This window comes from Mesorhizobium argentiipisi (SeqCode), from assembly GCF_037179585.1.
GTDB classification, from domain to species: Bacteria; Pseudomonadota; Alphaproteobacteria; order Rhizobiales; family Rhizobiaceae; genus Mesorhizobium; species Mesorhizobium argentiipisi.
The window spans coordinates 23644-49218 of sequence record NZ_JAPYKO010000034.1 but is presented as its reverse complement, the minus strand read 5'-3'; the positions used below and the strand labels follow the sequence as shown (position 1 = coordinate 49218).

General features: G+C 65.0%; 25 protein-coding genes. 12 read left to right on the top strand and 13 right to left on the bottom strand.

The window, feature by feature from the left end; all coding sequences use genetic code 11:
- Positions 1-203 precede the first annotated feature (203 nt).
- Positions 204-2075 (top strand): DEAD/DEAH box helicase, encoded by a 1872-nt coding sequence (locus tag O7A05_RS29820; RefSeq protein WP_337096760.1) that lies wholly within the window; start codon positions 204-206, stop codon positions 2073-2075.
- Between the two features lie 324 nt (positions 2076-2399).
- Here the strand turns inward: O7A05_RS29820 and leuB are convergent, their stop codons facing one another.
- The 5 genes from leuB to leuD form a co-directional block, all read right to left on the bottom strand.
- Positions 2400-3503: a 3-isopropylmalate dehydrogenase gene (leuB, locus tag O7A05_RS29815; protein WP_337096759.1), complete on the bottom strand. Its 1104-nt coding sequence runs from the start codon at positions 3501-3503 to the stop codon at positions 2400-2402.
- A gap of 305 nt (positions 3504-3808) precedes the next feature.
- Entirely contained in the window at positions 3809-4159 is a 351-nt protein-coding gene (locus tag O7A05_RS29810; protein ID WP_337096781.1) for a VOC family protein, read from the bottom strand.
- Between the two features lie 51 nt (positions 4160-4210).
- Positions 4211-4594 carry a RidA family protein gene (locus O7A05_RS29805; protein WP_337096758.1) on the bottom strand — a complete coding sequence of 128 codons (384 nt, stop codon included), beginning with the start codon at positions 4592-4594 and terminating at the stop codon, positions 4211-4213.
- 478 nt (positions 4595-5072) lie between these two features.
- Positions 5073-6014 (bottom strand): hypothetical protein, encoded by a 942-nt coding sequence (locus tag O7A05_RS29800; RefSeq protein ID WP_337096756.1) that lies wholly within the window; start codon positions 6012-6014, stop codon positions 5073-5075.
- Positions 6015-6232: 218 nt separating this feature from the next.
- Positions 6233-6838, bottom strand: a complete 606-nt coding sequence (gene leuD / locus O7A05_RS29795; RefSeq protein WP_224532490.1) for a 3-isopropylmalate dehydratase small subunit — start codon at positions 6836-6838, stop codon at positions 6233-6235.
- Positions 6839-7026: 188 nt separating this feature from the next.
- Between leuD and O7A05_RS29790 the strand changes: the two genes are divergently transcribed.
- The 5 genes from O7A05_RS29790 (at position 7027) to O7A05_RS29770 (ending at position 9692) form a co-directional block, all read left to right on the top strand.
- Positions 7027-7452 (top strand): GNAT family N-acetyltransferase, encoded by a 426-nt coding sequence (locus tag O7A05_RS29790; protein WP_337096754.1) that lies wholly within the window; start codon positions 7027-7029, stop codon positions 7450-7452.
- Between the two features lie 93 nt (positions 7453-7545).
- Positions 7546-7866, top strand: coding sequence for an ArsR/SmtB family transcription factor (locus tag O7A05_RS29785; protein WP_224517921.1), 321 nt, complete (start codon positions 7546-7548; stop codon positions 7864-7866).
- Positions 7863-8312, top strand: a complete 450-nt coding sequence (locus O7A05_RS29780) for an SRPBCC family protein (RefSeq protein ID WP_337096753.1) — start codon at positions 7863-7865, stop codon at positions 8310-8312. Before O7A05_RS29785 ends, O7A05_RS29780 begins: the two co-directional genes overlap by 4 nt.
- A gap of 44 nt (positions 8313-8356) precedes the next feature.
- Positions 8357-8842, top strand: a complete 486-nt coding sequence (locus tag O7A05_RS29775) for an SRPBCC family protein (RefSeq protein ID WP_337096752.1) — start codon at positions 8357-8359, stop codon at positions 8840-8842.
- A gap of 10 nt (positions 8843-8852) precedes the next feature.
- On the top strand, positions 8853-9692 hold the full coding sequence (locus O7A05_RS29770) for a DUF72 domain-containing protein (protein WP_337096751.1): 840 nt from the start codon (positions 8853-8855) through the stop codon (positions 9690-9692).
- On the opposite strand, the gene O7A05_RS29765 is transcribed toward O7A05_RS29770, so the two are convergent.
- Genes O7A05_RS29765 through O7A05_RS29755 form a run of 3 tightly spaced genes read right to left on the bottom strand, consistent with a single transcriptional unit; the run spans position 9611 to position 13090 of the window.
- Positions 9611-10777, bottom strand: coding sequence for an NAD(P)/FAD-dependent oxidoreductase (locus O7A05_RS29765; RefSeq protein ID WP_337096750.1), 1167 nt, complete (start codon positions 10775-10777; stop codon positions 9611-9613). The two genes, O7A05_RS29770 and O7A05_RS29765, sit on opposite strands and share 82 nt — an antisense overlap.
- A gap of 52 nt (positions 10778-10829) precedes the next feature.
- Positions 10830-12332 carry a sensor histidine kinase gene (locus O7A05_RS29760; RefSeq protein ID WP_415927073.1) on the bottom strand — a complete coding sequence of 501 codons (1503 nt, stop codon included), beginning with the start codon at positions 12330-12332 and terminating at the stop codon, positions 10830-10832.
- A gap of 59 nt (positions 12333-12391) precedes the next feature.
- Entirely contained in the window at positions 12392-13090 is a 699-nt protein-coding gene (locus O7A05_RS29755; RefSeq protein WP_337096747.1) for a response regulator transcription factor, read from the bottom strand.
- Positions 13091-13594: 504 nt separating this feature from the next.
- On the opposite strand from O7A05_RS29755, the gene O7A05_RS29750 reads away from it, so the two are divergent.
- The 3 genes from O7A05_RS29750 (at position 13595) to O7A05_RS29740 (ending at position 15935) form a co-directional block, all read left to right on the top strand.
- The gene (locus tag O7A05_RS29750) at positions 13595-14473 is read left to right on the top strand and encodes an HpcH/HpaI aldolase/citrate lyase family protein (RefSeq protein ID WP_337096745.1); all 879 of its coding nucleotides are present in this window, start codon (positions 13595-13597) and stop codon (positions 14471-14473) included.
- 87 nt (positions 14474-14560) lie between these two features.
- Positions 14561-14767: a DUF1737 domain-containing protein gene (locus O7A05_RS29745; RefSeq protein ID WP_337096743.1), complete on the top strand. Its 207-nt coding sequence runs from the start codon at positions 14561-14563 to the stop codon at positions 14765-14767.
- Positions 14768-15008: 241 nt separating this feature from the next.
- Positions 15009-15935 (top strand): IS110 family RNA-guided transposase, encoded by a 927-nt coding sequence (locus tag O7A05_RS29740; RefSeq protein WP_337096779.1) that lies wholly within the window; start codon positions 15009-15011, stop codon positions 15933-15935.
- Positions 15936-16116: 181 nt separating this feature from the next.
- On the opposite strand, the gene O7A05_RS29735 is transcribed toward O7A05_RS29740, so the two are convergent.
- On the bottom strand, positions 16117-16554 hold the full coding sequence (locus tag O7A05_RS29735; RefSeq protein WP_337096741.1) for a metallopeptidase family protein: 438 nt from the start codon (positions 16552-16554) through the stop codon (positions 16117-16119).
- Between the two features lie 183 nt (positions 16555-16737).
- On the opposite strand from O7A05_RS29735, the gene O7A05_RS29730 reads away from it, so the two are divergent.
- From O7A05_RS29730 to O7A05_RS29720, 3 genes are read left to right on the top strand one after another with little or no spacing between them, the layout of a single operon-like run.
- A complete protein-coding gene (locus O7A05_RS29730) occupies positions 16738-17730 on the top strand; it encodes an ImuA family protein (protein WP_337096738.1) in 993 nt (330 codons plus the stop codon).
- A complete protein-coding gene (locus tag O7A05_RS29725) occupies positions 17672-19162 on the top strand; it encodes a DUF6504 family protein (protein WP_337096778.1) in 1491 nt (496 codons plus the stop codon). The genes O7A05_RS29730 and O7A05_RS29725 overlap by 59 nt, the downstream gene beginning before the upstream one ends.
- Positions 19159-22491, top strand: a complete 3333-nt coding sequence (locus tag O7A05_RS29720) for an error-prone DNA polymerase (protein WP_337096736.1) — start codon at positions 19159-19161, stop codon at positions 22489-22491. Before O7A05_RS29725 ends, O7A05_RS29720 begins: the two co-directional genes overlap by 4 nt.
- A gap of 166 nt (positions 22492-22657) precedes the next feature.
- On the opposite strand, the gene O7A05_RS29715 is transcribed toward O7A05_RS29720, so the two are convergent.
- The 4 genes from O7A05_RS29715 to O7A05_RS29700 all read right to left on the bottom strand — a co-directional run bounded on the left by O7A05_RS29715 (position 22658) and on the right by O7A05_RS29700 (position 25499).
- The gene (locus O7A05_RS29715; protein ID WP_337096735.1) at positions 22658-22903 is read right to left on the bottom strand and encodes a Trm112 family protein; all 246 of its coding nucleotides are present in this window, start codon (positions 22901-22903) and stop codon (positions 22658-22660) included.
- 23 nt (positions 22904-22926) lie between these two features.
- Positions 22927-23598 carry an LON peptidase substrate-binding domain-containing protein gene (locus O7A05_RS29710; protein WP_337096733.1) on the bottom strand — a complete coding sequence of 224 codons (672 nt, stop codon included), beginning with the start codon at positions 23596-23598 and terminating at the stop codon, positions 22927-22929.
- A gap of 311 nt (positions 23599-23909) precedes the next feature.
- Positions 23910-24902 carry a thioredoxin gene (trxA, locus tag O7A05_RS29705; protein WP_337096732.1) on the bottom strand — a complete coding sequence of 331 codons (993 nt, stop codon included), beginning with the start codon at positions 24900-24902 and terminating at the stop codon, positions 23910-23912.
- Positions 24903-25004: 102 nt separating this feature from the next.
- The gene (locus O7A05_RS29700) at positions 25005-25499 is read right to left on the bottom strand and encodes a prolyl-tRNA synthetase associated domain-containing protein (RefSeq protein WP_337096731.1); all 495 of its coding nucleotides are present in this window, start codon (positions 25497-25499) and stop codon (positions 25005-25007) included.
- Between the last annotated feature and the right edge of the window lie 76 nt (positions 25500-25575).

The following is a 25575-nucleotide window of genomic DNA, read 5'->3' as shown; positions in this document are numbered from 1 at the left end:
TTTCACTCCGCTGGAACACCCCTCATCCGTCTCGGCGCTGCGCGCCGATCCACCTTCTCCCACACGGGGAGAAGGGAAAGGCGGTGCCGTCTGCTCTGTACAATAACGGCCGCAGGAAGTACGAACGCCCAACTCTCTTGGCTGGCGCGGTGCCGGCCTTGTGCTCCATGACGAGCGCAGAAACCGAATTCCGAAAGAAGAAAATGTCCAGTTTCGAAACGATTGTTCCTGCGCTGGCGCAGGCGCTGGAAAAGCGCGGTTATTCGGCGCTGACGCCGGTGCAGAAGGCGGTGCTTGGGCCTGAGCTCGGCGAGGCCGACGCGCTGGTGTCGGCGCAGACCGGCTCCGGCAAGACCGTCGCCTTCGGCCTTGCCGTGGCGCCGACCCTGCTTGGCGGCGCTGAGCGGTTTGCCCAGGCCGGCGCGCCTCTCGGACTGGTCGTGGCGCCGACGCGCGAGCTGGCGCTGCAGGTGCGGCGCGAGCTGGAATGGCTTTACGAGCTGACCGGCGCTGAGATCGCCTCCTGCGTCGGCGGCATGGACATGCGCACGGAGCGGCGAGCGCTGGAGCGCGGCGCTCACGTCGTTGTCGGTACGCCGGGCCGGCTGCGCGACCACATCACGCGCGGCGCGCTCGACATGTCGGAGCTGAAGGCGGTAGTGCTCGACGAGGCCGACGAGATGCTCGATCTGGGCTTCCGCGAGGACCTGGAATTCATTCTCGACGCAGCACCCGCCGGGCGCCGCACGCTGATGTTTTCCGCCACCGTGCCGCGCTCCATCGCCACGCTGGCGAAGAGCTACCAGCGCGACGCCGTGCGCATCTCGGCGGGCGGCGAGGCAAAGCAGCATCTCGACATCGAATACCGGGCGCTCTCCGTCGCGCCCGCCGATCGCGAGAACGCCATCATCAACGTGCTGCGCTATTACGAGGCGGGCAACGCGATGGTGTTCTGCAACACGCGTGCCGCTGTCAACCATCTCACCGCGCGCTTCAACAACCGCAATTTTGCGGTGGTGGCGCTGTCCGGCGAGCTCAGCCAGAACGAGCGCAGCCACGCCCTGCAGGCGATGCGCGACGGCCGCGCGAAGGTCTGCATCGCGACGGACGTCGCCGCGCGCGGCATCGATCTGCCCAATCTCGATCTCGTCATCCACGCCGACCTGCCAAGCAACCCGGAGACGCTGCTGCATCGCAGCGGCCGCACCGGCCGCGCCGGGCGCAAGGGAGTGAGCGCGCTGATCGTGCCGGGCAATGCCCGCCGGCGAGCCGAGCGGCTGCTCGCCAATGCCGGCCTGACCGCGGCCTGGGCAAGCCCGCCCTCGGCCGACGAGGTGCTGCGGCGCGATGACGAGCGCATCCTGGCCGACTCTTCCTTCGGCGAGCCGGTGAAGGACGAGGAGCGCGACTTCGCCGCGGCGCTTCTGGAGCGGCATGGCGCCGAATTGGTGGCGGCCGCCTTCGTACGGCTTTGCCGGGCAAGCAGGTCGGCGCCCGAGGACCTGATCGATGTCGCGCCATTCGCGCCGTCAAAGGAGAAGTTCGCGCGCCGGGAAGAAACATCGGGCCGCCGCGACGATTTCGGCGACAGCGTCTGGTTCTCGCTGTCGGTTGGCCGGCGGCAGAATGCCGAGCCGCGCTGGCTGATCCCGATGCTGTGCCGCAGTGCCGGCATGTCCAAGCGCGAGATCGGCGCCATCAAGATGCAGCCGGAGGAAACCTTCGTGCAGATCGCCGCAGACTGGGCCGACCGGTTCGTCGCCGCGATCGGCCCCGACCGCAAGCTGCAAGGCAGCATCGCGGTCAGGCGGATCGATGGCACGCCGGACTTGTCGCGCGCTGGCTACCAGCCACAGAGGCCGGAGAAAAAGCCGCATCGCGGCAAGCGGTCTTTCGACCAGGGCGCGCCCGGATTCGAGAAGCGGGCGCCAGGCGAGCGTCAGCCTGCCGCGGCGCCGGGGTCAAAATCCTGGGCGAAGAAGCCGGCAAAGGCGAAGTTCGACAAGCCAAAGTTCGAGGGGCCGAAACCCGACCAGCCGGCAAAGCGCAAGAAGCAGAAGAAGCGGCCAGCGTAGGATCGCGACGGAAGGCAGGCCCGCGGCGAGCGCCGGCGTTCTTTTCAGCGGCAAATCGCAACCTCCGAGATTGGCCGAAGCGTCCGAACTTCGTCATCCACGGGCGAAGCGGACGCGTAGACCCGAGGATCCATTCCGTGACCTCGCGCGAAGAATAGGGACGACGCAGAACAGGGAGCCGTTCTGAACCGCTGCGACGCTCATATAGGTCACGGATTCTATGGTCTGCGCGGCGTCGCTTGGCTCTTTGCTCCGCCATAGAATGACGAACGCGTGGGGTGCGCAATGTCGACCCTCGCCTAGCGAATGTCGACAGTCATACGATCATCCCAGGAACTTGGCGATGATGGCGTCGCCCATTTCGGTGGTGCCGACTTCCTTCATGCCCGGGGAAAGAATGTCCTTGGTACGCAGGCCGTCGTCGAGCACGGCGGCGATCGACGCTTCCAGTCTGTCGGCCTCGGCCACCATGCCGAAGGAATAGCGCAGGCACATGGCGAAGGAGGCGATCATGGCGATCGGGTTTGCGATGCCCTTGCCGGCGATGTCGGGCGCCGAGCCGTGCACCGGCTCGTAGAGCGCCTTGCGCTTCTTGGTCTTGGCATCCGGCGCGCCGAGCGAGGCCGACGGCAACATGCCGATCGAGCCGGTGAGCATGGCGGCGATGTCGGAGAGCATGTCGCCGAACAGATTGTCGGTGACGATGACGTCGAACTGTTTTGGCCAGCGCACCAGCTGCATGCCGCCGGCATCGGCCAGCATATGGTCGAGCTTAACGTCGGAATAGCGCGCCTTGTGGGTCTGCGAGACGACCTCGTTCCACAAAACGCCCGACTTCATGACGTTGCGCTTTTCCATCGAGGTGACGCGGTTCTTACGCGTGCGCGCCAGCTCGAAGGCGACGCCCGAAATGCGCTCGATCTCGAACGTGTCGTAGACCTGGGTGTCGATGCCGCGCTTCTGGCCGTTGCCGAGATCGATGATCTGCTTCGGCTCGCCAAAATAAACGCCGCCGGTCAGCTCGCGCACGATAAGGATATCCAGGCCCTCGACCACCTCCTGCTTGAGCGAGGAAGAAGCGGCCAAAGCCGGGTAGCAGATCGCCGGCCGGAGGTTGGCGAACAGCTCCATGTCCTTGCGCAGCCGCAGCAGGCCAGCCTCGGGGCGCACCTCGTAAGGCACGGCATCCCATTTCGGCCCGCCGACGGCGCCGAACAGCACCGCGTCCGCCGCCATCGCCTTAGCCATGTCGGCATCGGAGATTGCCGCGCCATGCGCGTCATAGGCGCAGCCGCCGACCAGGCCCTCATCGGTGGCAAAGCCGCTGCCCAGCTTATCGTTCATGGCCTTGATCAGCTTCTTCACCTCGGCCATGGCCTCTGGGCCGATGCCGTCGCCGGCGAGCAGGAAGAGATTTTTCGAAGCCATGGAGAACCGTCCGGAAAGAATGAGTTTCTGTTTGCACAGCATCCTTGCGCGCCGAAGAGGCGCGCGGCGCTGTGCGGCCGGCGTCTTGCTAAACGCCAAGCGCTTGCGGCGCAAGGGGACGGAGAAATACTGCGGCGCTCGGCAGGTGTGGCTCCGGTTCCTCGCGCCTGCCGAAGGCGGGGGAGAGGTGTCCGCGAAGCGGACGGAGAGGGGGCCTTCGTAGGGCACTCCCCCTCTCCGTCTCGGCTTCGCCGAGCCACCTCTCCCCCACTTCGTGGGGGCGAGGAACCCAAGCTGGAAGAGCCCTACCGATGCGACAGAATATTCACCAGCCTGCCGAACGGATCGCGCACATAGAAGCGCCGCACGCCCCAAGGCTCGTCGGCCGGACCGTATTCGATGGCGAAGCCAGCGGTCTTCATACCCGCGAGCGCCGCGTCCACATCGTCGACCTCGATCGACAGGTCCGGCACCGGCGTGCCGGATCCGCCTTGCGCCATGAAGCTCACCTGCACCTGCATGCGTTCCTCGGCCCCGTAGGTGGCGATCCAGCCCATATCCATGAGCAGATCAAGTCCGAGCACGTCCTGATAAAAGCGCTTGGCCGCGGCGATGTCGGATGTGGCGATGTTGGCGACGATGCGCCTGACTTTCACCATAGGTTGACCCCTGCTTTGCGCGCGCTTCCCAGTGCCGGCAACCAATCCCTACGCCGTGCGCCTCAGCGCCGTCACCTCGATCTCGATCTTCATCTCCGGCTTGTTGAGCTGGCACACGATCATCGTCGCCGCCGGGCGGGTGTCACCGAACGCCTCGCCGAGGATCGGGAAGACGACGTCAACATGGGCCTGGTCGGTGATGTAGTAGTGCGCCCGCACCACATCGGCCAAGTCGAACCCGCCCTCGGCCAGCGCCTTGGCGATGGTGGCAAGGCAATTGCGCGTCTGCGCCTCGACCGTGTCGGGCATGGTCATGGTGGCATAATCATAGCCGGTCGTGCCGGAGACAAAACACCAGTCGCCCTGCACCACCGCGCGCGAATAGCCCGCGGTTTTCTCGAAGGGCGAACCGGTGGAGATGAGCTTGCGCATGGGGTGGCCTCGCGTTGGTTGCATCGGTCTAGCAGGGGAAGACCGGTCAGGTCGTGGGCCAAGCCGGACGGACGATTGTCACGAAGGCAAGCGCAGGCCTCGGAGATTGGCTGCTGCTTCCTCCCGTCGTCACTCCAGGGTGGAGTAAGGAGCGAAGCGACGCGCGCAGACCCTGGAATCCATGCCGTTACGCCGAGGCGCCGCTGGCGGTGCAGAAATTTGCCCCGCCCCATTCTACGGCAGCGGTCACGGAATGGATCCTCGGGTCTGCGCTCCGCTTCGCGTCGCTCCGCCCGTGGATGACGAAGCTGACGGGTGGTCAGCAAGACACCGGCCTAAGGTATGTTGAGCTTCAGGTCAGGCCGGGTCGAAAGTGGTGGCTGCCGAGAACCGGAGCGGGGCATACTTGAAGTACGTGAGCACCGGAAGCGCAGGAAACACCACTTGCAGGCCGGCCTCACCTGAATATCAGCATACCTTAATTCCCTGACCCCTGCGCGTCGACATACGCCTTCTTGACGTCGTCCGGCCAGTCCTTCATCGGCGGCCAGGCCTGCGGCTCGCCATTGTCGCCGCGGCGGGCGAAATAGACCTTCTGCTTGGCGGGGTCGACGGCCATGAAGCCGTCATTGCCGCCGCAGTCATGCGGCACGCAGCCGGTGGCGTAAAAGGCGCCGGATGCCGTCTTTTCGGTGCCGCCGCCGACCAGAAGGCTGGTCGCCATGTCGGGCATGTCATTGCCCAGCAACGCCTGTCCGGCCTTGTAGACAGCCTCGTTGTGAAAGGCATCGATGATGTTGTCCAATTTCGACGGGTCGACATCCTTCCAGCCGGTGCCGGGTTCGGGCGTGTAGGTCAGGTTGCCGGAGGTGGTCAGCCCTTCCGCGGGCGCCCATTGCAGCGCCGGCTTGGACTCGCCCGGCAGCAGGTAGGGCACGAAATAGATGGCGCTGTCGGAGACTGCTGCCGGCGGCGCGCCGCATTCGTCCTGCTCGACCGTGGTGGTCTGGATCTCGCCGTCCTTCGGCTTCCAGACGATGACCTTGGCCGGCCCGCACTGGTTGCCGCCGTCGCCGACATCGACCAGCGCTACGTTGACGTCGCCGATCTTGACGATCTTGTCGAAGAAGACGTCGTAATTGCTGGCGAGCTGCTTGCCATCATAAGCCAGCACCTTCTCGCCGTCCTGCTCCGGCTGCGTGATGGTGAGCTGCCCGCCTTCGAAGGGGATCGGCGCCTGCTTGTCGTCATCTGGAGCGGCCTGGTCGCTGCTCAATCCCTGGTCGGCCGCGCCTTGATCGGCAGCCGGCTGGTCGGACGCGGCGGGCGCCGGCTGCGTGGCCGGCGCCGTGGTCTGCGCATTGGCGCTGACCGTGGCGAGAAGGATTGCCGCCGATGCGGCCAGAAGCAAGCGTGTCATGACTCTCCCTCCATTCAGCCGTCACGAACCCGGCCTGCGAAGGCCGGAGCCTATTGATTTAAAGCCATGCCGCCCAGAGACTGTTTCGAAATTCGCACTGGCGAGTCATATGGTGGTGGTTTCGAGAACCGTAGCGCAGCGGACATTTGGTCCGTGAGCAACGGAAGCGCAGAAACCGCCATCAGATGGCCGCCGGAGTAGAATTTCCAAACGGTCTCTCAGGCCCAGGGACGCTGCTCGGCATTCTTCTTCTCGAAGGACGCAATGGCGCCGGCCTTCTCCATGGTGAGCCCGATGTCGTCGAGGCCGTTCAAGAGGCAGTGGCGCTTGAAATCGTCGAGGTCGAATTTGACCACGCCGCCATCCGGCCCGCGGATTTCCTTCGCCTCGAGGTCGATCGACAGCGTCGCATTGGAGCCGCGCGAAGCGTCGTCCATCAGCTTGTCGAGGTCTTCCGGGCTGACTGTGATCGGCAGGATGCCGTTCTTGAAACAGTTGTTGTAGAAGATGTCGGCGAATGAGGTCGAGATCACGCAACGGATGCCGAAATCGAGCAGCGCCCAGGGCGCATGCTCGCGGCTCGAACCGCAGCCGAAATTGTCGCCGGCGACCAGGATCTGCGCCTTGCGGTAGGCCGGCTTGTTGAGCACGAAATCCGGGTTCTCCGAGCCGTCCTCATTGTAGCGCATCTCGGCGAAAAGCCCGGTGCCGAGCCCGGTGCGCTTGATCGTCTTGAGATAATCCTTGGGGATGATCATGTCGGTGTCGACATTGACAATCGGCATGGGCGCGGCGACGCCGGTGAGCTTGGTGAATTTATCCATGGTCCTTGCCCGTCTTCTTCGTGGCTTGCGGGGAATTTTGCCGGACGGTTTACACAAGGCCGGCGGCAAATGAAAGGCAACTGTTCGTGCGCGGGCCTTGGGCCAATGTCGAGCTGGCATGCGCGCCGGAGCTGGAACACCTCAAAAAACGGCTTCGAAATCCTGGCCGGCTGGTGCAATCTGCGGCCATGGCCGATCCTTCAAAAGTCCTTTACGCCAGCGAACCCGCGCTCGATGTCGCCGAATTCCGCCGCGTGCTGGTCGAATCCGGCCTCGGTGCAACACGGCCCGTCGACGATGAAGCGCGCCTGAAGACAATGCTCGGCAATGCCAATCTGGTGCTGACAGCGCGGCTCGACATCGAGGGCAAGCCGCTGATCGGCGTCGCGCGCGGCATCACCGATTTCTCCTGGGTCTGCTACATCTCCGAACTCGCCGTATCCGCCTCGGCGCAAGGGCTCGGCGTCGGCAAGGGCTTGATGGACGAGGCGCAGCGGCAGCTCGGGCCTTCGGTCGCCATCAGCCTGATCTCGATGCCCGACGCCGTCGGCTTCTACGAGCGCATCGGCATGACGCGCATGACCGACGCTTTCTGGTTCTCCCGCAAGCGCTGACCTCCTGACGGCCTCATGGCCTTTCTGGGCTGCTGTAGTCGCCAGCTCTTTTTTTGAACTTGACATGCAACCAAATGGTTGCATATTAAAGCCATGAGCATGGATGCTGTGTTTCGCGCTTTGGCCGACCCGACCCGCCGGCAATTGCTGGACAGCCTCCATGCCCGGAACGGGCAGACGCTGAACGCGCTCTGCGAGAACATGGAGATGACGCGCCAGGCGGTGACCAAGCACCTGGCGATCCTCGAGGAGGCGAACCTCGTCACCACAATGCGCCGGGGTCGCGAGAAGGAGCACTACCTCAACCCCGTTCCGATCAACGAGATCGCCGAGCGCTGGATCGGCAAGTTCGAGCGGGGGCGGCTTGCTGCCCTCAGTGACCTGAAGCAACGTCTTGAAAGGGAAGAGCCGTGAGCGAGAACAGCTTTGTCTATGTCACCTATATCCGCACGACGCCTGAAAAACTTTGGGAAGCGCTGACGGATCCGGAATTCAACCGGCAGTTCTTCCTCTGCTCCCATCAGGAGAGCGACTGGAAGGTCGGCTCGAGCTGGAAGCTGGTCTTCCCCGACGGGCGCATCGCCGACTCCGGCGAGATCCTCGAAATCGACCCGCCGAAACGCCTCGTCATCAAATGGCGCAACGAATGGATGCCCGAGGTTAAGGAGGACGGCTATACGCGCTGCACCTTCACCATCGAGCCCGACGGCGAATTGATGAAGCTCGCCGTCACCCATGAGGCCGACGGCCCCCACAGGCTGATCCCGAACGTCTCCAAAGGCTGGCCGCTGGTGCTCGCCAGCCTCAAGAGCCTGCTCGAAACCGGCAAGGGTTTCGAGCGCCCGCCGTCAAAGGGATGAGTATTCGTTTCGGATATGAGACGATTTCGCCGGAGGTGTATGCGATGCTGCAACTGTCCTTACCGCAAGCCATGGCGAACGCGGACACGGTCATGGCCGCGGCCGAGCTTCCCGCCTCGCCCGACGAGGTTGGCGCGGCGCTGGTCACCAGCGAGGTCGAGCGCTGGTGGGGTTCGCCCGAAACCTACCGCATGACCGGTTGGAACGCGGATCTGCGCGTCGGCGGAAGCTGGCGTGTCACGGTGCGAACCGCCGACGGCAGGCGCCTGCCCGCCGGCGGAGAGTTTCTCGAAATCGAAATGCCGCGTCGGATCGTACAGACGCGGCGTTACGACTGGGACCATCCGGCGCTCGGCCGGCGCGAAACGACGGTCGCCTATCTGCTGGAGCCGATCGCCGGCGGCACGCGGCTCACCATCTGCCACGGCGGCTTCGCGGGTTTCCCGGACGCGGCAGCGGAACATGCCGAGGGCTGGGCGCGGGTGCTTGGGTGGCTGCAGGGGTATTTCGGCGCTCGGCCGGCTACCTGAAAGATCTCCCTTGACTCGCAATCGCACCCGTTCAGATTTTTGGGGGATGGAGAACAGCCGCCGTGTCGTGGGAACCGCCGGATGGAGCATACCGGCAGCGCATAAACCTTCTTTCCCCGGTTCCGGCTCGCAGCTCGAACGTTATGCGGCACGGCTTTCGATCGTGGAGATCAATTCCTCATTCCACAAGCCGCATCGGCGGCAAACCTATGAGCGATGGGCGCGCTCGGTCCCGAATCATTTTCGCTTTTCCGCAAAAATCCCCAGAGCCGTGACGCATGAGCGCCGCCTCGAAGATTGCGATGATCTTCTGGACGCGTTTTTGGGTCAGATCGGCGGCCTCGGTACCAAGCTTTCCGTGCTCCTGGTGCAACTGCCGCCCAGTCTGCAATTCGAGCCCCAAACAGCCGAAAACTTCTTCACGATGCTGCGTGTAAAGAGCGACCGGCGCCTGGTTTGCGAACCGCGTCACCCCAGCTGGTTCGAGCCGGAAGCCGGGGCCTTGCTGAGCCGCTTTCAAGTTGGGCGCGTTGCGGCCGATCCCGCTCCCGTGCCTGCCGCCGCTATGCCCGGCGGCTGGCGCGATCTCGCCTACTTCCGATTCCATGGCGCGCCGCGCGTCTACTATTCGGACTACGAGGCCGGTCAGCTTCTGGATATCGGCAGGCGGCTTGCCGAAGCCAGCGTATCGGAGGTCTGGTGCATCTTCAACAACACGGCACGAGGCCATGCGCTCGGCAATGCGCTTTCGGTCGATGCAGCCGTCCGTCAGATGACGTTCAGCTCCCGGAACGCCCGTCCTTCCGCCACACGCTCATATCCAAATGCCGTACAGTCGATCGTGCGGTAGCCGCCATGCACGATGAGCTCCGCGAGGGCCTTGCCGACCGCCGGCGCCTGCTGCAGGCCGTGGCCGGAGAAGCCGTTGGCGAACAGGAAATTGTCGACCTCCGGATGCGGGCCGATCACCGCATTCTGGTCGAGCGTGTTGTAGTCATAATGCCCGACCCAGGCGCGCGTCGGCTTGATCGCCTCGAAGGCCGGGATGCGGGTGGCTAAAACCGGCCAGATCACCTCTTCGAACAGCGGCCAGTTTACGTCGAAATCCGTCGGATCGGGCGCATGATCGCCTTCCTCCGGCTCGGCGCCGCCGGTGATGTAGACCGAGCCTTCGGGCCGCACATAGATGCCGGACGGATCCACCAGCAGCGGCATGTCGGCGAATTTCTCGCGCGCTTCGAAGACGAAGACATTGCGCTTGCGCGGCTCGACCGGCAGCGCCAGCCCGGCCAAGGCGGCGACCTTGCCGGCATTCGGCCCGGCGGCGTTGATGACGGTGCCCGCAGCAATCGTCTCGCCATTGTCGAGGCTTACGCTGGTGACGCGATCGCCGTCGCGCGCGATGCCGATGGCGGAAGCGGTGATGAGATCGATCTTCTTGTCGCGCAGCGCCTTGCGGAACAGCATCAGCATGGCATGCGCGTCGAACCAGCCCTCGCCGGTTCGGCCATAGGCGCCGGCGGAAATGCCTTCGGCCGACAGCCAGGAAAAACGCTGCGTCAGCTGGCCGGCATCCTCCAGCACGATGTCGGCGCCTTCGGCGACCTGCGTCTCGTGATTGGCCTTGAGGATCGGCAGCCCGGCCTCGCCGGCGAGGATGAGATAGCCGCCCTCGCGAAAACCGATATCGGCATCGGCGCCGAAGGTTTCCTTCAGCCGCCGGAACAGTTTCAGCGTGAACTGCGACAGGCGGATGTTTTCGGGGATCGAGAATTGCTGGCGGATCGAGGCGCAGGACAAGGTCGTCGCCGCATGGGAGAACTGTGGATCGCGTTCGATCAGCGCGATCGAGCCGGTAAAGCCCTCCTCGCGGAGGTAATAGGCGACCGAGGACCCGACGATGGCCCCGCCGATGATGACGATGTCATAGCGCACGCTTTTGGTTCTCCGACTCCAGAGCATGGTCCCGACGCTCGGGTTCGCACGCTCAAATCAATGCAGGAAGATCGATCTCGAAGCGCGTGCCGCGCTCGGAGTCAACCAGCCTGATCGTGCCATCATGCGCTTTCAGGAGGGCCAGCACGATGCCGAGCCCCATGCCGGTGCCGCCGGATTCGCGCCGCGTGGTGAAGAACGGTTCGAAGATCCTGGCGCGGTTGGGGGCCGAGATTCCCTCGCCGTCGTCGCCGATCCGGACCGACGCGCGCTCGCCATCGGCTGAGGCGTGGATCGCCACCTGTCGGGCGCCATGCCTTGCCGAATTGTCGATGAGATTGGCGAGCACGATGCCGAGATTCTCGGCCGAGATGCCGAGCCTGATATCGCCGCCGCCTTCAAGCTGCGCTTCCAGCCTTGTGTCGATCGGCAAGGATGCCAACGCCGCATGAAGCGTCGTGCTTTCGCCGCTCGGTTCCAGATTTTCAGCGCGCGCCAGGTCGAGCAGCCGCCGCACCAGGAGATTCAGCCGCCCGGCGTCGGTGACGATGTTGTTGGAGAAACGCCGCCGCTCGGCCTCGTCCATCGCACCGCCGGAATCCCTCAGCAGCTCCGCCGCGCCCTGGATCGCCGTCAGCGGCGATTTCAATTCATGCGAGACATGGGTGGCGAAGGTCTGGATGCTGTCGGAGCGCGCCTGCAGTTTTTGCGCCATGTCGAGGAACGCCGCCGACAGCGCCGCCATCTCGCGCGTGCCATGATGGGCGAGCGGCCTGATCGCCTCGCGGTCGCCGGCGGCGATGCGCTTCGTCCGCTCGATCAGCGCGTAGATCGGCCGGCTGACGGTGCGGATGAACACCAGCGCGATCAAGAGCGTGCCTCCGACGATCGTGATTGCCGCCAACGTCACCTTGCCGCGCTCGCCATAGAGGTGCTTGACGATGTTGTTCGGCGTTCGCGACAGATAGACGACGCCCGCGACCCGGCCGTCGAGCTCGACCGGCATGGCGACGAAGACGCGCACCCTGGTGCCGCGGCTGACCGAATAGAGCGGCGGCGCCGGCTGGTCGGGGATCCGCAAGCGCAGTTCGCTGGCATAATGACCTGAAAGCGCGGTCCGTACCTCCTCGACATCGCCTAGCGACCGGCCGACCTCGTCGCCGCCGGCAATCACCACGCCGCGCGGATCAAGCAGGCGGAAGCCGGCAAGCGTCGTTTTCTGCGTTTCATCGAGAATGCCGTCGAGCCGGGCGCCGATGGCCGCGAAGGCCGGGTCGGGGGCGGCGGGAAGCGCCGCGGGGCGCATCGGCATGACATCGTCGGAGGCAAGGTCGAGCCGCGGCTCGACCGGATCATAGGGATAATTGCTGTCCCTCGCCGGATCGGCCGAGATCGGCGAACCCAGCCTGTCCTGGGGAATGCCGGCCGCGCGCACCTCCTGGGCGTAGACAGCGGCAACGACCGCGCCCTGCGCGATCAGCTCGCCCTCGGTCTGGCGGATCAGCTGGTTCTCATAGAGCCGGAAGAAGAACAGCCCGACCAGCGGCAGCGCCATCACCAGGATGAGGATGACTACGACGACGGTGGCAAGCCGCGGCCGCCACCTTTCCTTGCTCAACCACCGCATCGGCCGAGCCGGAAGCCGACGCCATGCACCGTCGCGATCGCGTCGAGACAGCCGACCGCCGCCAGCTTGGCCCGCACGTTGCGGATATGGCTGTCGACCGTGCGTTCCGAGACATGGATGTTGGAGGCATAGGCATTGGCCATCACCGCGTCGCGGCCAAGCACGTGCTGCGGGCGGGTGAGGAAGCCCTTCAAAATGGCGAATTCGATCGCGGTCAGGATGAGCGGCTTGCCGTCGAAACTCGCCTCATGGCTTGCCGGGACAAGCATGAGCTTGCCATGCGCGAACGCCCGGTCGTCGGCCTCTTCTTCGACCGGTGCCGGACGCGCTCGCCGCAGGATGACGTTGACACGAGCGACCAGCTCGCGCGGGCTGAACGGCTTGGTCACATAATCGTCGCCGCCCATCTCCAGCCCGAGCACGCGGTCGATCTCCTCGTCGCGCGCGGACAAAAACAGCACCGGGACGTCGGATTTCTGCCTCAGCCTGCGGCAGACCTCCAGCCCGTCCATCTCCGGCATGCCGATGTCGAGCACGATGAGGTCGGGCGCGCGGCGCTCGACCGCCTGGAGCGCCGCTGCGCCGTTGGCGACAGCGGCCGTCGTCATGCCGGCCTTTTCCAGCGCGAAGCAGATGATCTCGCGGATATGCGGGTCGTCGTCGGCGACGAGTATGTTGTGCGGCATGAAATCAGCGGCCCGATGCGTAGGGTTCGGTGACGGCAGGATTAGAGCAATTCCATGGAGAAGTGCGAAATTGTTTTCGATCCGGAGCTGCATCGGGGCAAGGAGATGAACCGACAAGGGCCTCGGGCATTGGCGCATGCCTGGGCAGAGCCCATGGCGGGGTCGGCAAGGAGCGTCATCGCCGAACCGTCCCCGGCGTGTCCGCTCCCACCATGTGGAGCGACCTCGGGGCGAAAGGCAGGATGGCCGCCTCATGGCACCGCCTTTGCGGCTCGACGAGCCACCAGCCTTCATTGCGGAGCCGGCGCGGCAGGGACCAGCGGGATGTGTGAGGTGTTCGCATGCGGCCGGTTTCGCCGGCCCATGCGGAAAGCGCGCGGCGGAATCCCGGAGCTTTTCAGCAAGGATTTGCAGATTTGGTGCAGGAGCCGACATCCTCTCCCCCTTGAGGGGGAGATTGACCTGCGTCTTGCCTCATCCGCCATCACCCGGCATAGATCGGCCATGACCGTCGACACTTACCGACCGCGCCGCTCGGTGCTTTACATTCCTGCCTCGAATGACAAGGCGCTCGCCAAGATCGGCTCCCTGGCCTGCGACGCCGTCATCATCGATCTCGAAGATGCCGTCCTGCCCGCCGACAAAAAAGCGGCGCGCGACAAGGTCGCAGGCATTCTCGCCCGGCGCGAGAAAAGCTGCGAGATGGTGGTTCGCATCAATCCTTTGGCAAGCGAATGGGGCACCGAGGACCTGCTGGCCGTGGCCAAGGCCGAGCCCGACGGCATTCTTCTGCCCAAGATCGGCACGCCGCGCGACATCCTCGAAGCCGGCGACCTGCTCGACGACAATTTCGCGCCGGACAGCGTGAAGCTATGGGCAATGATCGAGACGCCCAGGGTGCTGCTCAACATCGGCGCCATCGCCGAGCTTGGCCGCGATCCTGCTTCGAGGCTGGCTTGTTTCGTGACCGGAACGAACGACCTGGTGAAGGCGACCGGCATCCTGGCGACGCCCGACCGGCGCTATCTGATGCCCTGGCTGATGCAACTGGTGCTTGCGGCGCGGGCCGGTGGCCTCGACGTCATCGATGGCGTTGCCAATGATTTTCGCGATCTCGACGCTTTTGCCGGCGAATGCGCGGAAGCCGCCGCCATGGGTTTCGACGGCAAGTCGCTGATCCACCCCGCCCAGATCGAACCGGCGAACCGCGCCTTTTCACCGTCGCCCGAGGCGCTGGCCAGGGCCCGCGCGATCCGGGAGGCGTTCGCGCGGCCCGAAAATGCCGGCAAAGGGGTGATTGCGCTGGACGGCCGCATGGTCGAGCGACTGCACCTGGCGGAAGCCGAGAAACTTCTGGCGAAGGCCGCGATCATCGGCGCATGATGTCGGACGAAACACGATTTTTCAGCCCGGCTTTTCGCCAATCACTACAAATTAGTTACGACAGATTAGGCACGACAGGATCAATCCATGAAACTCTACCGCTTCCTCACCGGCCCGGACGACGCCACCTTCTGCCACAAGGTGACCGCGGCGCTGAACAAGGGCTGGCACCTGTTCGGCTCGCCGACCTATGGCTTTGACCAGCAGACGAAATCGATGCGATGTGGCCAGGCCGTGGTGAAGGATGTCGAAGGCCAGGACTACACGCCGGATACCAAGCTCAGCGACTGGTAGGGGAGGGCGGTAACTTCGTCATCCACGGGCCGAGCAAGGAGCGAAGCGACGCGCAGACCCGAGGATCCTGTGTGTTGGTTCTGGTGTATGGTTGAAGTGGGAAGGAGGCCGAGTGGATCCTGGTCGTCCTTTCGGACAGGCCGTGGCATGGCCCGGTCCCTTCCCACCGATGAACCATCAACCTGAACAGTTGCACGGGGCTGTTCCAAGCAGACCCCGCACCACAGGAAGAGGCGTGGACATGATAGCCCAGAACTATGTCGGCTGCGACATCTCCAAGCAGTGGCTGGACTTTTTTGATGAGACAAGCGGCCGTCTTCGGCGCGTCGACAACCAGGCCGATGCGATCGCGGCCTATGTGGCAGGGCTTGATCCCAGCCGGGACTTCGTCGTCATGGAGGCGACAGGGGTCCATGACCGGCTGCTGCGCCATGCGCTGGCCAAGGCCGGCGTGCCGTTCTCGCGGCACAACCCGGCGCACACCCACCACTATGCCAAGTCGACCAGACGGCGCGCCAAGACCGATCCTCTCGACACCAGGATGCTGAGCGACTATGGCCGTCGCTATCAGCCTGAGGCCGAGCCGGCGCCACGCGAAGAAGGTGAGCGGCTTCAGTCGCTTGCCGGCCACCGCGATCAACTGGTCGCGATGCGGGCAACGCTGAAGAAGCAACTCGGCGAGGCTTTCGAGGCGATCGTCATCACCAGCCTCAAAGACCTGATCGCCGGCCTCGATGCTCGCATCAAGGCGTTCGAAAGCCAGATTGCCGAAGTCATTCGTCAAAACCAGGACGCCGCTCGCGACCATGCGCTGATGGTCTCCGTGCCCGGCGTCTCCAAGGTTGGCGCGCTCTCGCTGCTGGCGCTCCTGCCCGAGCTCGGCCAGCGCTCGCCCAAGGCGATCGCGGCACTGGTCGGCCTTGCCCCGTTCGACAACAAGAGCGGCAAGCTCAACCGCAGGAGCCAGATCCAGGGCGGGCGATCACGCGTGCGCCGCGCCCTCTATATGGCAGCCCTCACGGCCATTCGAACCTGTGAGCGCTTCAAGACCTTCTACACCGCACTTGCAGCCCGGTCAGGCTCCAAGAAACTGGCTATCATCGCCGTCGCAAGGAAGCTCCTGGTCGTCCTCAACGCCATCATGCGCGACAAAACCGCATTCGTGTGAACACAGTTGCCATGCCGTTACCTGAGCCGAAAGGCGCAGCGAGTCAGAATATAGGGGACGTTTGCGGGTGTCGGGCAAGCGTTCCGTTCTGCACCGCGGGCTTGGTGTTGATGGAATGGCATGGATCCTAGGGTCTACGCGCGTCGCTTCGCTCCTTGCTTCGCCCTAGGGTGGTGCGCACTCAGCCCGGCGCCGCCTGCTCGGCCGCCTCCTCGATCCGCTCCATGTCGTCGTCCGACAGGCCGAAATGGTGGCCGATCTCGTGGATCAGCACATGGGTGACGATGTCGCCCAGCGTCTCCTCGTTCTCGGCCCAGTAGTCGAGGATGGCGCGGCGGTAGAGCGTGACGCGATTCGGGCCCTCGCCGGTCTGTGGGTTCCAGCGCTCGGCGATGCCGCGTCCCTCGAACAGGCCGAGCAGATCGAAGGGCGTCTCCAGCGACAGGTCGTCCATGATCTCGTCGGTCGGGAACTCGGCGATCTGGATGATGATCTCGCCGGTGAGCTTGCGGAACTCGTCCGGCAGATGGGCGTAGGTCTCCAGCGCCAGAAACTCCATCTCGTCCATCGACGGAGAAAGCTGGTCGTGCCAGCTGCGTGTCTTGTAGATGCGGGCCATGAACTGTCCTTTGATCCCGGCATATAGGCTTTCGCGCCGATAGAGGCAAATGGGCCGGCTGGCCGTTCGCTTTCAGGGTAAAAGGCGAAGGAATAAATTCCTTGCGAGTCTGCTTGACTCTTCCGGTCGCCTCTGGAATCTATAAGAACATAACAGGAACAACTGCTGCCGGAAGTGAACGTCATGGCGATAAGCGCCGTGGCGCGGGAAACTGTTTTTGCCCTGCGCCGCCAGATCGCGAAGATCGAGGGAACGCTGCCCGAGCGCCTGCAGGCGCCTGCGGGAAGCGCGCCCGACGATATCGCCAAGTCGGATATGACGATTGTCCGGCGCGGTCTTGCCGTGGCTTCGGCGGATGCCTTCCTGCATACCGGCATCGATCGTCTCGACACCGCCCTTGGCGGCGGCCTGCCCAAGGCGGCGCTCAGCGAAATCCATGGCCTGGAGACCCGCGATGCCGGTGCCGTCGCCGGTTTCGCGCTCTCGCTCATAAGCCTGGTCCTCAAGGAGAAGCAGGGCTTGCCGATTCTCTGGGTCGGCACGGCGGAAATCTTTCACGAGGCCGGCCTGCCCTATGCCAGGGGCCTTCACGCCCTGTTCGGCATCGAGCCGGAGCAATTGCTGTTTTCCGAGGCGCCGAAACTGCTCGACGCGCTCTGGATCGCCGAGGAGGCGGCCCGCATGACCGCCTTCGCCGCGGTCATCCTCGAAATCCGCGGCAGTCCGCGGCTTCTCGACCTCACCGCCACGCGCCGGCTCCACGCCCGCGCCCGGAATGCCGGCCGTCCGCTGCTTTTGCTGCGCCAGGCCGGCGAGACCGATCCCACCGCCGCCCCGGTGCGCCTCATCGTTTCGGCAGCACCTTCGGCAAGCCGCGAGACGGTCGCCGGGCCGCTCGCCGGCTCGATCGGCCGCCCCGCTTTCAAAATCGATATCGGCAAGAGCCGCACGGCCCTGCCCGGACAATTCACACTGGAGTGGAACCCCGATGAGCACGCTTTTGCAGAAAGAACAGAGAATTCTGTCGCTGTGGTTCCCGCATCTGGCCGCGGAGCGGATCCTGCGCCAGCGTCTGGGGCGGTCCTGGCGTTCCCGGTCCTCGCATCACCTGCCTCTGGTGATCAGCCATCGCGACAACAACACCCAGCGCATCGCAGCCCTCGACGAGCGGGCTGAGGCGCTGAAGCTGAAGCGCGGCATGGGCATTGCCGATGCCCGCGCCATGCACCCTTCGATCGATGTGGTGGAGGCCGATGCGGAAGCCGACCGCCGCCTGCTCGAAGGCCTTGCCGATTGGTGCGACCGCTACACGCCTTTGGTGGCGATCGACGGCGAGGACGGGCTGTTCCTCGACGTCACCGGCTGCACGCATCTGTTCGGCGGCGAGCGCGCCATGCAGGACGAGATCCTCACCCGCTTCTTTCAGCAGGGCTTCGATGTCCGCGCCGGGCTGGCCTCGACGCCGGGCGCCGCCTGGGCGGCGGCGCGCTTCCATGGCGACCGCATCGTGGCCGGCGGCGAGGAAGAAGCGCTGCTTTCGCCGCTGCCCTTGTCGGCGCTGCGCATCGCGCCGGAGACCCGCGCCGGCCTCGAAAGCGTGGGCCTGCGCACCGCCAGCGCGGTGATGGCAGCACCGCGCGCGCCGCTTGCCCGCCGTTTCGGCGCCACCTTGCTTCTGCGCCTCGACCAGGCGCTCGGCCGCCTCGACGAGGCGGTGTCGCCGCGCCTTCCCGTCGCGCCGCTCTCGGTCGAGCGCCATCTTGCCGAGCCGGTCATGCTCACCGACGACATCGAGCGGCTGGTGAGCCGACTGGCGATCGCCTTGAAGACCGACCTCGAACGCCGTGGCGAGGGCGCAAGGACGCTGGCGCTGCTTCTCTTCCGCGTCGACGGCGCCGTCAGCCGCATCGCCGTCGGCACCTCGCGCCCGATGCGCGAGCCGCGGCTGATCCAAAGACTTTTCCATGAGCGGCTCACCGCGCTGGAGCAGAGCATCGACACCGGCTTCGGCTTCGACCTCGTGCGGCTGTCCGCGCTGTCGGTCGCCGCCTTCGACTTGGTTCAGGGCGACCTCACCGGCGATACGGCCGATGATGACGCCGACATCGCGCTTTTTGCCGACCGCGTCCGCGCCCGTCTCGGCGAGGCCGCTGTGCTGAAGCCGGTGGTCGTCGAAAGCCATCTGCCGGAACGGGCCGTCAAAGCTGTGCCTTTCGCCGAAGCGCCGCAAAGGCGCGCCCCGGCGGCCGGCCGGGCGGCGCCGCCCCGAACAGCACCACCGATGACCGTCTACCCGCCGGAGCGGCCGGTGCGCCTGTTCCGCTCGCCCGAGCCGATCGAGGTGCCGGCGACCGAGATCCCCGAAGGCCCGCCGATGAATTTCCGCTGGCGGCGCGCGCTCTACCGTGTCGCCCGCGCCGAGGGGCCGGAACGCATCGCCGCCGAATGGTGGCGGCAGCTGCCCGGCGAGGAGGAGGCGCCGACCCGCGACTATTACCGCATCGAGGACAGCGAGGGACGCCGCTACTGGCTCTACCGCCAGGGCCTCTACAACAGCGCGCCGCAGGCCGCGCCGCCGCGCTGGTTCATGCATGGAGTGTTCGCATGAACGCGCTGACCGTCATCCCCTATGCCGAATTCGGCATCCAGTCGAACTTCTCCTTCCTGCGCGGCGCCTCCAAGCCCGAGGAGCTGGTGGTCACGGCGAAATTCTACGGCTTTGCCTCGATCGGGCTTGCCGACAGGAACACGGTCGCCGGCGTCGTGCGCGCCTGGCAGCAGGCCAAGGTGGAGAAGATGGCCTATCATCCCGGCTGCCGCCTGGTGTTCGGCGACGGCACGCCGGACATCCTCGCCTATCCCCGCGACCGTCAGGGCTGGGGGCATCTCTGCCGCATGCTGACCCAGGCCAATCTGCGCGACGAGAACGAGAAGGGCGCGACGCTGCTTGAGCTTGACGACCTGCTCGAATGGGGCGATCGGATGTCGCTGGCGATCCTGCCCGATCTGTCTGGCCACGCGGAAGATAATCTGGCATTCATTAGCCGGCTTAAGGATCGCTTCGGCGCCGCGCTCCGTCTTGCCGTGGCGCCGGACTATGGCGGCAACGACCGTTTCCGCATCGAGCAGGCCGCGGCGATGGCCGAGCATGCGCGCGTTCCGCTGATGGCGACCAATGACGTGCTCTACCATGCCGCCGATCGCCGTCCGCTGCAGGACGTGCTCACCGCGATCCGCCTCAACACGCCGGTTTCCGAGGTCGGGCTGGAGCTGACCGCCAATGCCGAGCGTCATCTGAAACCGCCGCTGGAGATGGCACGTCTTTTCCGCCGACACCCGCAGGCGCTGGCGGAGACGCTGCGCTTCGCCGAGGAGCTCACCTTCTCGCTCAGCGACCTCGAATACAATTATCCGGACGAGCCGACCGAATCCGGGCTTGGACCGCAGGCCGAGCTCGCGCGTTTGGCCTATGAAGGGGCGGTAAGGCGCTACCCGGCCGGCGTGCCTTCGCATGTCACGCAACGCATCGAAGAAGAACTCGCCCTGATCGAGCGCCTGAACTATGCGCGCTATTTCCTGACCGTCTACGACATCGTGAAATTCGCCCGCAGCAAGGACATCCTCTGCCAGGGGCGCGGCTCTGCCGCCAATTCGGTCATCTGCTTCTGCATCGGCATCACCGAAGTCGGCCCCGACCGGATCGATGCGCTGTTCGAGCGCTTCATCTCCGAGGAGCGCAACGAGCCGCCCGACATCGACGTCGATTTCGAGCATGAACGGCGCGAAGAGGTCATTCAGTACATATATACGAAATACAGCGCCAAGCGCACCGCCTTGGCTGCCGCCGTCATCAGCTATCGCGGCCGCTCCGCCCTGCGCGAAGTGGCCAAGGCCATGGGCCTGTCGGAAGACGTCAGGAGCGCGCTGTCGAGCACCATCTGGGGTTGGTCGACCTCCGAGCTTGGCGAAAGGGAAGCCAATGCCGGCGGCCTCGACCGCACCGATCCGCTGTCCAGGCAGGTGCTGGAGCGCGCCAACGAGATCATGGGCTTTCCCCGCCATCTTTCCCAGCATGTCGGCGGCTTCGTCATCACCCGCGACCGGCTCGACGAGGTCGTGCCCATCGTCAAGACGGCGATGGAGGAGCGCAAGATGGTCGAATGGGACAAGGACGATCTCGACGCGGTGAAGATCCTTAAAGTGGACGTGCTGGCGCTCGGCATGCTGACTTGCCTGAAGCGCGCTCTAACCTTGCTTACGCATCATTATCCGCAGGCGCGGGACGATTACGGCCGGCCCTATAGCCTGAACTCGCTGCCACCGGAACACCCTCGCGTCTACGACATGATCTGCCGGGCGGATACGCTGGGCGTCTTCCAGATTGAATCCCGCGCTCAGATGTCGATGCTGCCGCGGCTTAAGCCCCGCGAATTCTATGATCTCGTCATCGAGGTGGCGATCGTGCGGCCCGGTCCGATCCAGGGCGACATGGTGCATCCCTATCTGCGTAGACGACAGGGCAAGGAGAAGGCCGAATACCCCAAGCCTGAGCTGGAAGAGATCCTTGGCAAGACGCTCGGCGTGCCTTTGTTCCAAGAGCAGGCGATGAAGATCGCCATTGTCGCCGGGGGCTTCCGGCCGGGCGAAGCCGACGAACTGCGCCGCGCCATGGCGACCTTCAAGCGCACCGGCACGATCGGCAACTATGAGACGCGGATGGTCGAAGGGATGGTCGAGAAAGGCTATCCCAGGGAGTTCGCCGAGCGCTGCTTCAAGCAGATCGAGGGCTTTGGCGAATATGGCTTTCCCGAGAGCCACGCCGCATCCTTCGCGCTGTTGGTCTATGCCTCCTGCTGGTTCAAGACCTTTTATCCGGATGTGTTCTGCGCCGCGATCTTGAATTCCCAGCCGATGGGTTTCTACCAGCCGGCCCAGCTCGTGCGCGACGCGCGCGATCATGGCGTCGAGATACGCGAGGTCGACATCAACCATTCCGTCTGGGACTGCACGCTGGAGGCCACCGCCTTCGATCCGTCACGCATCCTCGAGCGTCACGCCTCGATGCGCGGCGTCATCGAAACGGCGCATGCCGTGCGGCTTGGCTTCCGCCAGATCAAGGGCCTGTCCGAAGAGCGCATGGATACAGTCGTCGCGCAGCGCGGCGACGGCTATCGTTCGGTCAGGGACGTCTGGCTGCGCTCGGGTCTCGATGTCGGCGAGATCGAAAGACTGGCCGAGGCGGACGCCTTCCGCTCGATCGGTCTCGACCGCCGTGCCGCGCTCTGGGAGGTGCGGGCGCTCGACGGCAAAAGCGCCGCCGAAAAACTGCCGCTGTTCGACCAGCCCTCGCTTCGCTTGCGCGAGCTGGAGCCGGAAACGAAACTGCCGAAAATGCCGCTCGGTGAGCATGTCGTCCACGACTACCGCTCGCTCGGCCTGTCGCTGAAGGAGCATCCCGTCACCTTCCTGCGCGAAAGGCTGGATCGCGCCGGCGTCACCCCCAATGCCCGCCTGCCGTCGGTGCGCGATGGCCGCCGCGTCTCCGTCGCCGGCCTCGTTCTGGTGCGCCAGCGTCCCGGCAAGGGCAATGCCATCTTCCTCACGCTGGAGGATGAGAAGTCGATCGCCAATGTGATCATCTGGCCGCGCGTCTTCGACCGTTTCCGCTCCATCGTCATGGGCGCCCGCTTCATCCGCGTCACCGGCAAGCTGCAGCACGAATCGGACGTCATCCACATCGTCGCCGACAGGGTCGAGGATTTGACGTCCTGGCTGAGCGTGCTGCTGGAATCCGCCAATCGACCGGTCATCGAGCATAATCCCGCCGAACGGCCGATTGGATCCGCCGCAAGCCGTGGCCAGCCGGTCCATCAGGACGTCGCGACGCTATCGAGCGCCGCGCAACAGGTCATGCCGAAAGGGCGGAATTTTCAGTAGGATGACACTGGGAAGCATACGCCCGACTGCGTGTGCCGTCCCGATGCACAACTTTGATGTCGGCGGGACAGCATTTCGGATTTCCCCGCTGCAGCGGCGTTATGCAGTCGCCGACGCCTTGCTGCCAATCTCGAAAGTCGCGTGATCGCCGTTGGCGTAAGCCCACTCACGACGGCCCGCCGAGCCGCGGCGGCGGCGGCGTCAGCATGTCCTCGGCCGAGATCGTGCGCGCCTCCGAGGGCAGCATGATCGGGATGCCGTCGCGCACCGGATAGGCGAGCTTCGCCACGCGCGAGACCAGCTCGCTGCGCTCGGGGTCCCAGGTCAGCGGCCCCTTGGTAAGCGGGCAAGCCAGCAATTCAAGAAGTTTCGGGTCAACCTCGGCTTTTCGTCCGTCACGTCCGTCCGTCATAGAACTCACCCCGTGTCGGCAAACTATTGCAGGCTTGGCCCAAACTCGTCATCCTCGCGCGCCAGTGTCATTTCGGTGATGGCGATCAGCGTCTCGGCGCGCGTCTTCAGGTCCGGCGCTTCCAAGAGCGCCTGCTTTTCGGCCGGTCCATAGGGCGCCATCATCGAGAGCGCGTTGACCAGCATGCCGTTTTCGGCGCGGCTGACGCTCTCCCAATCGGCCTCGAGATCGTTGGCCTGCAGATAGGCGCGAAACGCCTTGAGCAGCGCCGGCCGGTCGACCTCGGCGCCGGCCGCATCCTCCTCGAGGTCGGCGAGAAACGGCATCATCTTGCACTGCCGGAACGGCGCCTTTGCTGCGAGCTCCTGCACGATGCGGAACCGGCACACGCCCTGCAGCGAGATCAGATAGCGGCCGTCGCCCGTCTCGGCGAGCGAGATGATGCGTCCCGCGCAACCGACGCTGCACAGCTCCGGTTCGCCGTCGTCGCGCAAAGCGCCGTCGAGGCTCGGCTGGATCATGCCGATCAGCCGGGAGCCGGCCATCGCCTGGTCGATCATCTGCAGATAGCGCGGCTCGAAGACGTTGAGCGGCATGCGGCCGCCGGGCAGAAGCAGCGCTCCGGCGAGCGGGAACACCGGGATTGCCGATGGCAGATCCTTGGCAAGCCGGTAGAGTGCGTTACCGACGCGCACCGCAACCCTCCCAAAGCAACGCCGGCAAGCGCATCACCTGCAATCTCCTCTCGCCCGGCAACTCGTCTTCGTTTGGCGGCAAACCGCCAGCCTGCCCTTATCTGGCGCTGGCGCTCCGCCGCTCAAGCCTGCCGGCCGCGACAGCCGGCAAAAATTCGGGGCAATTCCGAAAAACCAGCAGTTTCCGCCCAGAATTGCGCAAAGAACAAGCCTAGAGCAATTCCAGGAAAAGTGTGAAACGGTTTTCCGTCCGGAATTGCGTCAGAACAACATTGCAGCGGTCAGGCGAGTCCGTGAAACGCCGAGCCGCGCTACGAGAACAGCAGCGACGAGAGCTTGCGGCGTGCCGCGAGCGTCGCCTCGTCGGTCATTCCCCACGCCTCGAAGAACTTCAACAGCTGCGCCCTGGCGCCATCGTCATTCCAGCTCCGGTCGGCCTTGACGATCGCCAGCAGATTGTCGGCGGCGGCATTCCGCTCGCCACGCGCGTTCTGGATCATCGCCAGGTCGAAGCGCGCCTGATGGTCGGCGGGGTTGGCGGCCAGCCGGCGCTCGAGCTCGGCCGGATCGCCGAGCGCCGCCGCTTCCGCCGCCAGCGTCATCTTGGCGCGCAGCGCCGCCAGTGCGGGCGCGTCCTTCTTATCCTCGGGCGCCCGGGCGAGCACGGCCTTGGCGCCTTCCGCATCGCCAGCGTCAAACAGGATCTCGCCCAAGCCGGCGATCGCCTCGAGCGTCTCGGGCGCCTGCTCGAGGATCGCATCGTAAATGTCGGCCGCGGTCTGCGCGTCGCCGGCCGTGCGCGCCTCGGCGGCCGCCGCAAGCGCGTCCGCGATCTGCGGCGCGCCGCCGCCCTTGCCGCCGACCTTCTGGATGAACTGGGCTATCTGGCTTTCGGGGATAGCGCCCATGAAGCCGTCGACAGGCTGGCCGTCCTTGAAGGCGATGACCGCGGGGATCGACTGAATGCCGAGCTGGCCGGCGATCGAGGGATGTTCGTCGATGTTCATCTTGACCAGCTTGACCTTGCCGCCGGCGGCCTGCACCGCCTTTTCGAGCTGCGGCGTCAGCTGCTTGCAGGGCCCGCACCATGGCGCCCAGAAGTCGACCAGCACCGGCTGGCGGCGCGATTCCTGGATGACGTCGGCGGCGAAGGCGGCTGTTGTCGTCTCCTTGATCAGGTCGGCCGCCGCCGGCGCGTCGCCCAGCGAAACCTTGGGGCGGTCGCCGCCGCCATATTGCACCGTCTGGGCGTACTGGCCGCCATTGCCGCCAAACGCGCCGCTATACGGATTGTTGTCGCTCATCGTGTCGCCCTTTCGGTCGCGCTCCAGGCGTCGGCGCCCGGCGCATCATTGTCGGATTTTGGAACCGCCTTCCATGTGGCGATCAAGCCCCGACTTTCAAGATTATGAGACTTTCAGGATAACAGGATCGTGGCCGGTTGCCTCGACGAATCTGATCAGGTCGGCGGCGGCGATCGAGGTCGTCGCCTCATTGGTCAGCGGATGGCCGTTGATGACGTCATGGCTCATCAAGGCCTGGTCGAGCACCACCTTGACCTTCCCTTCCGTGTCGTTGATCAGGCCGAAGACGGTTACCGCGCCGGGGATGACGCCGAGCAGCTCCATCAGCATCTCCGGCTTGCCGAATGACACCCGGCTGGCGGCGCCGATCAGGTGGTGGATCTGCTTCAGGTCGACCACGGCGTCCTCGCCGACGGTGACGAGGAAATAATTGTCCTTCTTGTCCTTGAGGAACAGGTTCTTGGTGTGGCCGCCGGGAATCTCGCCGCGCAGGCCTTGCGAATCGGCGACCGTGAACAGCGGCGGGTGCCTGACCGTCGAGACGGAAATGCCGAGATCGGCAAGAAATTCATTGAGCTCGGCTTCGGTCTTCGGCATCGGTCCTCGCACGGTCGAACAGGGCTCATGCCGTTTACGGCCAACGGTGCCATCGGGGCAAGGCCGCCGGAACAAT

What these genes read in the sequence shown, in the direction of transcription:
- O7A05_RS29740 (WP_337096779.1), top strand. Translation starts at nt 15,009, where the DNA reads ATGATAGCCCAGAACTATGTCGGCTGCGACATCTCCAAGCAGTGGCTG.
- O7A05_RS29700 (WP_337096731.1), bottom strand. Translation starts at nt 25,499, where the DNA reads ATGCCGAAGACCGAAGCCGAGCTCAATGAATTTCTTGCCGATCTCGGC.
- O7A05_RS29745 (WP_337096743.1), top strand. Translation starts at nt 14,561, where the DNA reads ATGAAACTCTACCGCTTCCTCACCGGCCCGGACGACGCCACCTTCTGC.
- trxA (WP_337096732.1), bottom strand. Translation starts at nt 24,902, where the DNA reads ATGAGCGACAACAATCCGTATAGCGGCGCGTTTGGCGGCAATGGCGGC.
- O7A05_RS29800 (WP_337096756.1), bottom strand. Translation starts at nt 6,014, where the DNA reads ATGACACGCTTGCTTCTGGCCGCATCGGCGGCAATCCTTCTCGCCACG.
- leuB (WP_337096759.1), bottom strand. Translation starts at nt 3,503, where the DNA reads ATGGCTTCGAAAAATCTCTTCCTGCTCGCCGGCGACGGCATCGGCCCA.
- O7A05_RS29715 (WP_337096735.1), bottom strand. Translation starts at nt 22,903, where the DNA reads ATGACGGACGGACGTGACGGACGAAAAGCCGAGGTTGACCCGAAACTT.
- O7A05_RS29805 (WP_337096758.1), bottom strand. Translation starts at nt 4,594, where the DNA reads ATGCGCAAGCTCATCTCCACCGGTTCGCCCTTCGAGAAAACCGCGGGC.
- O7A05_RS29775 (WP_337096752.1), top strand. Translation starts at nt 8,357, where the DNA reads ATGCTGCAACTGTCCTTACCGCAAGCCATGGCGAACGCGGACACGGTC.
- O7A05_RS29755 (WP_337096747.1), bottom strand. Translation starts at nt 13,090, where the DNA reads ATGCCGCACAACATACTCGTCGCCGACGACGACCCGCATATCCGCGAG.
- leuD (WP_224532490.1), bottom strand. Translation starts at nt 6,838, where the DNA reads ATGGATAAATTCACCAAGCTCACCGGCGTCGCCGCGCCCATGCCGATT.
- O7A05_RS29760 (WP_415927073.1), bottom strand. Translation starts at nt 12,332, where the DNA reads ATGGCGCTGCCGCTGGTCGGGCTGTTCTTCTTCCGGCTCTATGAGAAC.
- O7A05_RS29790 (WP_337096754.1), top strand. Translation starts at nt 7,027, where the DNA reads ATGGCCGATCCTTCAAAAGTCCTTTACGCCAGCGAACCCGCGCTCGAT.
- O7A05_RS29820 (WP_337096760.1), top strand. Translation starts at nt 204, where the DNA reads ATGTCCAGTTTCGAAACGATTGTTCCTGCGCTGGCGCAGGCGCTGGAA.
- O7A05_RS29735 (WP_337096741.1), bottom strand. Translation starts at nt 16,554, where the DNA reads ATGGCCCGCATCTACAAGACACGCAGCTGGCACGACCAGCTTTCTCCG.
- O7A05_RS29750 (WP_337096745.1), top strand. Translation starts at nt 13,595, where the DNA reads ATGACCGTCGACACTTACCGACCGCGCCGCTCGGTGCTTTACATTCCT.
- O7A05_RS29720 (WP_337096736.1), top strand. Translation starts at nt 19,159, where the DNA reads ATGAACGCGCTGACCGTCATCCCCTATGCCGAATTCGGCATCCAGTCG.
- O7A05_RS29785 (WP_224517921.1), top strand. Translation starts at nt 7,546, where the DNA reads ATGAGCATGGATGCTGTGTTTCGCGCTTTGGCCGACCCGACCCGCCGG.
- O7A05_RS29730 (WP_337096738.1), top strand. Translation starts at nt 16,738, where the DNA reads ATGGCGATAAGCGCCGTGGCGCGGGAAACTGTTTTTGCCCTGCGCCGC.